We start from the raw sequence: 7311 nt of genomic DNA, 5'->3' as shown, positions 1-7311 counted from the left end.
CCGATGGTAGTGTGGGGTCTCCCCATGCGAGAGTAGGTCATCGTCAGGCACTTATTTAACAAAAAACCCAGCCAATCGGCTGGGTTTTTTGTATGCGTGGAAGAAAATAAAGCACACGTGTTAATGCTATGATGCGTCCCCAATGACTATATCAACGACTATATCAACCGGCTGTCACTTTGGGTGATAGACGCAATTTGAGGTGAAGTGGTGAGTGAAACGGTACCGACATCGTGGTTAGTTTACTGCCGCCCTGGTTTTGAACATGATGCGCTGTCAGAAATGCAGCACCATGCAAAGCACCAGGGGGTGCCCTGCGAACCTGCTTATGGGGAAGGGTGGGTCAGTCTAACGCGAACAGACGATGAGCCCGTTAATGACTTGCACCGGCAGGCAGCTTTTAAAAAGCTTATTTTTGCTCGTCAAAGCCTGGCGGCCTTACCTGCACTCACCTTGTCACGAGATGACCGATTAACCGCTATTTTAGAGCAGGTTAAGGCTAGTGGCTGGAGTTTTGAAGAAATCTGGCATGAAACGCCCGATACTAATGATGGGAAGGCGCTGGCTGGCTTGATCAAAGCCCTTACCAAGCCGTTGCAAAGCATGTTGAAAAAACGCGGTGCGCTACGCGGCAAAGCCGGAGGGCGTCGGTTACATATTTTTTGGACCGATGGTGATCGTGTCCAGCTGGGCATGAGTTTTCCCGGTAATCGTAGCGAGTTGCTTAACGGTATTCGTCGGTTGCGCTTCCCTTCGCGTGCACCAAGCCGTTCTACGCTTAAACTGGAAGAAGCATGGCATGAGTTTATTCCACGTGAAGAGTGGGAGGAGCGCTTGAGCGCGCATATGCAGGCAGCAGATTTAGGTGCCGCGCCCGGTGGATGGACATGGCAGTTGGTGCAGCGGGGCATGTACGTTTATGCCATTGATAACGGGCCAATGGATAAGCAGCTAATGGCCACTGGGCAAATTGATCATCTTAAAGAAGATGGCTTTACCTGGGAGCCGCCTCAGCGTTTGGATTGGTTGGTATGTGACATCGTGGATAAGCCCGTACGGGTGCTGGCGATGGTCGAGCGCTGGCTAACGCGTAAATGGTGTAGAGAAGCTATTTTTAACCTCAAGCTACCTATGAAGAAACGTTGGGATGAAGTAACGCGCTGTCTGGTAACATTGGAAGAAGCGCTTAAAAGCGCGGGTGTTGGTGCCCAAATAAACTGTAGGCACCTTTATCACGACCGGGAAGAAGTAACGGTGCACGTAAGGCTAACCCACTAAGGTGTTAATAGCCCGCTTCATAGATACGGATCGTCTCGTCTTCTGTTAATAGCGGTAAAATACGTTGCATCGCAGTGGCGCGCGCATCGCTGGCGTGCCATTCTTTCCAAGCGCGTAAATCGCGCCATTTGGTAATCATCAAGCGTCGATCTGTATGGCCTTGTTGTGCCAGCGTTTCACCGCTGACAAAGCCTCTGACACCGAGCGAAACACGCATGACTTCGCGTGCTGCCTGTTCATACTCATCTTCAAGGCCAGGCATAATACGTCGTTCGATGATAACTTTAATCATGCTATCTAGTTCCTAAACCGAGGATATGAATGGCTGACACGACTGATGCCTCACCCCACTACGACACCGTTCTGGACACCACAGGGCTTTATTGTCCTGAACCTATTATGCTGATGCACAACAAAGTGCGTGATATGAGTTCAGGTCAAGTGCTTAAAGTTGTGGCAACAGATCCTGCGACCACGCGTGATGTACCTAAATTTTGTCAATTTTTGGGCCATGAGCTTGTCGACCGCAGTGAATCAGCAGAAAGCTACGTTTACTTTATACGCTTAGCGTAAAGATGTGCAGCCGTGCGCGGCAAACATCGACTAATGGTGAATAGCCTCGCACGGTGCGCATAATTAAACAGGTGTACCGCCTCGCACGTTAATCGCCTGGCACGACCATCATGGCTAACGTCTCAAGGGTAGCGGGATCTTCTTCAAGAATACGGTTAGCGATATGGCGCTGAAAGTAATAAACGCTCGGGTGACAGGAGCGTGCGCTGTAGAGGCACTTATCACCCAACAGAATTGGCGTCATTGTGGCCTTTTCTTCATCAGCAAGTAAGGCATCAATAGAGCCATCGCTGTACAAGCGCCATCCGTAAACGGGTTTCATATGCCACGGTGCATTGGGGTGATTCATGCACAATGCATGAGTGCCCAGGGTATCGGGAATTTGCTGTATGAGCGTAACGTCTCCCGACGCTTCATACTCAAAATAGTCAGCGGCAGCCGTTAGCTCGTAATATTTGTGATCGGGCGGTGACTCAAAGATCTCTTCTGTTTCTGGATCGCGATAGCCAACAAAATAGCCGTTTTCCTGGCTATCCACCTCTTGGCAGGAGGTCAGTGTTTCCATCCAGGGCACCAACCCAACAACATGGCCATCGGCTCTTAAGCCCCAGGCCAGAATGGGCATGCCAAAATAGGAATCGGGGCTCGCAGCGAGCTGGTATACCATTTCCAACCCGTCTAACTCGGGCGCTAAACGAACCAAACTTTTCTGCGCCTGCTGACGCAGCCGCACGGTATCCAGGTCGATGACCTGGGCAGAGCGGGGTGACTGGGATACGCCCATGATGTCCCTCCTAATGCTGCGTGGCCACGACATTGGTAAACAAGAAATGCTTACCGCATCCTTCACCAATAGCACAGGTTGCCCATAAGGTTAAGAGGGAGGCGAATATTTAATCGCTTAAACAGACTGAGTGCATTTCTCTAAGCGATAAGTGGTGCGTTTTGGCCTGCTGATACTGCTGCCAAGGCGCTTGTGCGTTATCAAGCGAGAGCCATTGCGTTTGATAAACACGTACCGCTTCTGGCAAGGCAACGCTTTGGCTGTTTATCAGCCTGTTGATAGCGAGCAGCCACTGTTGCGCGTTAGCTTCAAGGAGGTTCAGGACTTCAGTGTCCCACGCTGTTAAACACGCTTCATGGTGAGGATCATGCTGGCTTAAGTACTCGCTGGCGTCTTGCAAACGTTGTTCGGAAAGTAGCAATGTGCGCAGTATCTCGGCAGTTAAGGGGCGTTCTTGAAGGTGCTTGAGGTGGTTTTCAAGCCGAGAAGAGCTTTGCTGCCATGCTTGGCTAAACTGGCTATCTATCATCTGCTGCAAATAATCGAGAGCGGTAAGCTGCTGCGTAATCGCTGGAAAATCGCCCATCGCTAGCGGTTGGCTTGCCCGAGAGAAGCTTTTTATCCACTCATCAGAATCGAAAATAGCATTCCAGCTAACAGCGGGTAGTTGGGCTGTTTTCAGAGCAGTAAGCTGTTCAAGGCGCTCTTTATCGCGCTCGCTTAAACGCTCAGGGACATCGCTTTCCTGGCATGCCGCTAAGCGTTGCCATAACTCACGCTCGTAAAGCCAGTGCTGGCTGGGTGGCGCAACGCGGCCAAGCTGATTGTTGCGTGCTGCAATCAGCGACGTGATTTGACACTCGCGCAACGCGTAAATATTGAGTATGCCATCGCGGGTTTCAGCTACCTCAATCAGCCTTTCTTGGCGTTCTGGAAATACCCCTATGTTGGATACCTCTGTGCGCTCGAGCGGAGGCGAGGAAAGGTCTTCGGCTAATTGCTGATGATAGGCGACCCATGGCTGCTCTGCCTCATGATCGCTGCAACCTGCCAAAATCGACATTGCCGTGAACATAACGAAGAGAAGCCACTGGTTTGTCACTTTTCACCCCTGTCGGCTAATCCATTTTAAACGCCAGGCCAACAACAGTGCGGCGGTGCTAAGCCCTGCAATCAAGCCTATCCAGTACCCATGAACACCTAAAGGCTCGGTTAAACCGCTTGCACCATGCACACCTAACCAGTAACCGCCTCCAAGGCCTACAAGCCAGTAGGACAGCACTGTAATGACCATGACGATGCGGGTGTCCTTATACCCGCGTAGCGCGCCTGCCAGGTTCACCTGAAGCGAATCAGAGAGCTGGAAGATGACCGCAAGGGCAATGAGGGTAAGGGTCAGCGCCTGTATCTCAGGGTTCGAGGTATACAAGGCAATCACCGGCTTGGCAGTTAGCCACAAAAAGAGGCTGTTAAACGCCGCAATCAGTATGCTCACCACCACACCATTCCATGCGACCTGGCGAGCCAGTGTAAGGCGATGTTGGCCGAGGGTATTACCCACGCGTACCGTTAATGCCATGCTCAATGAAAGCGGCAGCATAAACAGAATAGAGGTAAAACTGAGCGCGATTTGGTGAGCACCTACGGTTATCTCGCCTAGGCTAGCAACAAACAGGGCGATCAAGGTGAACAGGGTCACCTCAACAAAAATGGCCACGCCAATCGGCATGCCTACAAAAATCAGCTCTTTAATACCCGCCAGCTGTGGAGGCGTAAAACGGTGCCACAGCGACACGTTTTGGTAAGCACGCCCTCGGCGAGTGTACAGCAGCATGATTAACATCATGGTCCACATGGAAATAGCCGTCGCGATACCGCAGCCAAAGGCACCCATGGCCGGAATTTGCTGAAGGATGTTGGGAACGCCACTACCCAACAAACTGACCAGCCCGTCGCCGCCGTAGATCAGCAGGTAGTTAGCCGGAATATTCACTAGCAAACCGATTACACTGATCCACAACGATGGCCGCGTATGGTTCATACCATCCGAAAACGCGCGTAATGCTTGAAAGAGTGCGATACCGGGCATGCCGAACGCCACCGCTGAAAGATAAGCGGCTGATTCTTGAGCGACTTGAGCCGGTACATCCATTAATTCGAAAATGGGCATGACGCTGGTTCTAAGCAGAATCGCGGCGATAATGCCTAGCACCAAGGCCACCCATAACCCTTGATGAACCGCAGGGCGAATGGCATCGCTTCGCTGCCCGCCGAGGTGGTACGCAACAATAGGGGTAAGCCCCATGAGCGTGCCCGTCATAAAGAGCATCAAGGGTGCCCATAAACTGGTACCTACTGAGACCGCTGCCAGCGACGTAGCGTTAAAGCGTCCCGTCATCATGACATCGACTACCCCCATACCTGCCTGGGCAAGCTGCGCGCCACAAATAGGCAGCGCCAATAAAATTAAGGCGCGGGTTTCTGGCCAGTAGGTGGTTTTGATATCGTCAGCAAAGCGGGCCAAGGAAAGGCTCTCCGTTAGTAAAGAAATCTGTAAAACGCCGCTAGATTAGCAGGAGTCGCTGGTTTTTGCCGTTTAGACTTCAGCCTACTTGGCGAGGGCCGTTATACTAGGCAAAAAGGTCTTAAATAACGAGGATATTGTGGTTCACGCAGATGACAAATGGTTACTTGAGGATATTACGGCACTCTTTGATGGCATTTTTATGCCGCGCTATCAAACCCGATTAGTGCGAGGTGAAGATGAGCCGCTTTATCGACCTGCAAGCGAGGAAGCGCCTTATCATCAGATTATCTTTGCCCGTGGGTTTTATGCCAGCGCCCTGCATGAAATTAGCCACTGGTGTATTGCCGGTGCCAAGCGCCGTCAGTTGGAAGACTATGGCTACTGGTATTTGCCCGATGGGCGCAATGCCCAGGAGCAGAGCGCTTTTGAGCAAGCCGAAATTTCCCCTCAGGCGTTGGAATCACTGTTTGCCGACGCGTGTGGACGCATCTTTCATGTCAGCGTGGACAATCTGGGGGGCGATGTTGACGTCGATCGTGACGCATTTGCGGAGAAGGTAAACGCCCGAAAGCAGCGCTATTTACAAGAAGGCCTGCCCACGCGCGCCAACGCCCTTTACGTAGCGTTGACGTCGTTTTATCAGCGCAAAGAGCCACTAGCCGTTGCGATTACCCAAGGCCAGGCAGTCTTGGGTCAAGCGCCTGTGGCTGCTAATGCTTAATCCGTTTCGGTTAAGCGCTGGTGCAAGGACAGCATGACCTCAAGCTCATGTTCGGGGCGCATGGGCTCCAGACCCAGCTCGCTGAATGTCTCACGTCGCTGGCGGTGCCATTCACCCGGCGTGATAGAAGGGTAGAGCACCGATGCCGGCGCCAGCTCTACGAAGGGGTCCAACCCATACGTATCAAATAGACGCGCCAGCGCCGCCTCGTCCTCACCATTGTCGCTGGTGTATAGGGTGGCGGAGAAGTGATCGTTTTCCAGTTCGCGAATCACCTCAAGTGGGCTAACGCCCAAGCTCTCAAGCTCCTCAATGCTGTAAGCGCCCATGGCATTGGTATCTTCCTTGATCCAGCTATCGTCAGGCTGGATCAAGGTTTCCTTAACGCGCCCATCGGGCAAGGACCAGGCAATGGCAAGGGGGAGGCCATCTTCTTCGCCCGTTTCAATGGCAATAAATCCTGGGTAATCGGCCACGCTCGTACTCCTTTCAAGATTCTGTAGGCAGGCGGAAAAAACGCTGTGCAGTTTGCGTCGTGGCGCTACCTAGTTCAGCTTCGCTGATACCGCGCCACTGGGCAATTTCTTTTACGATCCACGGCAGAAGCGCTGGCTCATGGCGGCGCCCTTTGAGTTTAGCGGGTAGATTGCGGGGCAGCAGGTAAGGGCAGTCGGTCTCCACCATCAAGCGCTCCAGCGGAATATCGTTAACCAGCGGACGCAAGTGATGGCCGCGACGCTCATCGCAAATCCAGCCGGTCAGGCCAATATGTATATCCAGGTCCAGATAGCCGTGCAGCGTATCGCGGTCAGCGGTAAAGCAGTGCACAACCGCGTCGCTGATATCACCGCGCCAAGCGGCCAGTATTTCGCGCATTCGTACGCCTGCATCGCGCTCATGTAGAAAAAGCGGTAGGCCGCTTTCAACAGCTAGTGCCAACTGCGCTTCAAACGCATGCTCTTGCTCGGCAGGCGTCGAAAAATTGCGATTGAAATCCAGCCCGCATTCGCCAACGGCGACTACCTTCGGATGTGCGTGCAAGGCTTTCATCTTGTTTGCCAGTTCTGCATTCCAGCAACTGGCATCATGTGGGTGAATGCCCGCCGTTGCGAAAAGGCCGGGATATTGTCCGGAAAGGGCTATCGCCTGCTCGGCGTGCGCCAGGTCCGTGCCCGTGACAATCATTGTATTAACATGAGCAGCATGGGCCCGCGCGATGACGTCATCAAAATCACGATCAAAGCTTTCGTGCGTCAAATTAGCGCCAATATCGACCAACGGAGACGTAGGACGAAATTGAAGCGCTTCAGGTAAAACGTTATCGACTGCCGATGAAGCCAAGCGTTACTCCTTCGTCGAAAATAGCAAACCAGTATTGTAACGCTAAGCGCACGTATCGACTAATGCGCGAAGCTTCCCCTCTACTGC

General features: G+C 52.5%; 9 protein-coding genes. 3 read left to right on the top strand and 6 right to left on the bottom strand.

The genetic code is table 11. The annotated features are described in order from the left end of the window. Window positions 1-207: 207 nt before the first annotated feature. Window positions 208-1278 carry a 23S rRNA (cytidine(2498)-2'-O)-methyltransferase RlmM gene (gene rlmM / locus CZ787_RS17600; protein ID WP_176372250.1) on the top strand — a complete coding sequence of 357 codons (1071 nt, stop codon included), beginning with the start codon at window positions 208-210 and terminating at the stop codon, window positions 1276-1278. Window positions 1279-1282: 4 nt separating this feature from the next. Here the strand turns inward: rlmM and CZ787_RS17595 are convergent, their stop codons facing one another. Beyond that, entirely contained in the window at window positions 1283-1570 is a 288-nt protein-coding gene (locus CZ787_RS17595) for an antibiotic biosynthesis monooxygenase family protein (protein WP_087111672.1), read from the bottom strand. 29 nt (window positions 1571-1599) lie between these two features. Between CZ787_RS17595 and tusA the strand changes: the two genes are divergently transcribed. Then, complete coding sequence (gene tusA / locus CZ787_RS17590) at window positions 1600-1851, top strand: sulfurtransferase TusA (RefSeq protein ID WP_087111670.1); 252 nt, start codon at window positions 1600-1602, stop codon at window positions 1849-1851. Window positions 1852-1939: 88 nt separating this feature from the next. Here tusA and CZ787_RS17585 read toward each other — a convergent pair whose 3' ends face one another. The 3 genes from CZ787_RS17585 to CZ787_RS17575 form a co-directional block, all read right to left on the bottom strand. Then, the gene (locus CZ787_RS17585) at window positions 1940-2635 is read right to left on the bottom strand and encodes a hypothetical protein (protein ID WP_087111668.1); all 696 of its coding nucleotides are present in this window, start codon (window positions 2633-2635) and stop codon (window positions 1940-1942) included. A gap of 109 nt (window positions 2636-2744) precedes the next feature. Further along, window positions 2745-3737, bottom strand: a complete 993-nt coding sequence (locus CZ787_RS17580; RefSeq protein WP_318779697.1) for a DUF3080 family protein — start codon at window positions 3735-3737, stop codon at window positions 2745-2747. A gap of 3 nt (window positions 3738-3740) precedes the next feature. Next, the gene (locus CZ787_RS17575; protein WP_087111664.1) at window positions 3741-5159 is read right to left on the bottom strand and encodes an MATE family efflux transporter; all 1419 of its coding nucleotides are present in this window, start codon (window positions 5157-5159) and stop codon (window positions 3741-3743) included. A 139-nt stretch (window positions 5160-5298) separates the two neighbouring features. Here CZ787_RS17575 and CZ787_RS17570 point away from each other — a divergent pair, with 139 nt between their 5' ends. Further along, complete coding sequence (locus CZ787_RS17570; RefSeq protein ID WP_087111684.1) at window positions 5299-5883, top strand: elongation factor P hydroxylase; 585 nt, start codon at window positions 5299-5301, stop codon at window positions 5881-5883. On the opposite strand, the gene CZ787_RS17565 is transcribed toward CZ787_RS17570, so the two are convergent. Beyond that, window positions 5880-6359 (bottom strand): hypothetical protein, encoded by a 480-nt coding sequence (locus CZ787_RS17565; RefSeq protein WP_087111662.1) that lies wholly within the window; start codon window positions 6357-6359, stop codon window positions 5880-5882. The two genes, CZ787_RS17570 and CZ787_RS17565, sit on opposite strands and share 4 nt — an antisense overlap. A gap of 13 nt (window positions 6360-6372) precedes the next feature. Then, window positions 6373-7224: a TatD family hydrolase gene (locus CZ787_RS17560; RefSeq protein ID WP_087111660.1), complete on the bottom strand. Its 852-nt coding sequence runs from the start codon at window positions 7222-7224 to the stop codon at window positions 6373-6375. Between the last annotated feature and the right edge of the window lie 87 nt (window positions 7225-7311).

Source organism: Halomonas citrativorans (genome assembly GCF_900163645.1).
Taxonomy (GTDB): Bacteria; Pseudomonadota; Gammaproteobacteria; order Pseudomonadales; family Halomonadaceae; genus Vreelandella; species Vreelandella citrativorans.
Note: the sequence above shows the minus strand (reverse complement) of the source record. Positions and strands in the feature narration are given on the sequence as shown.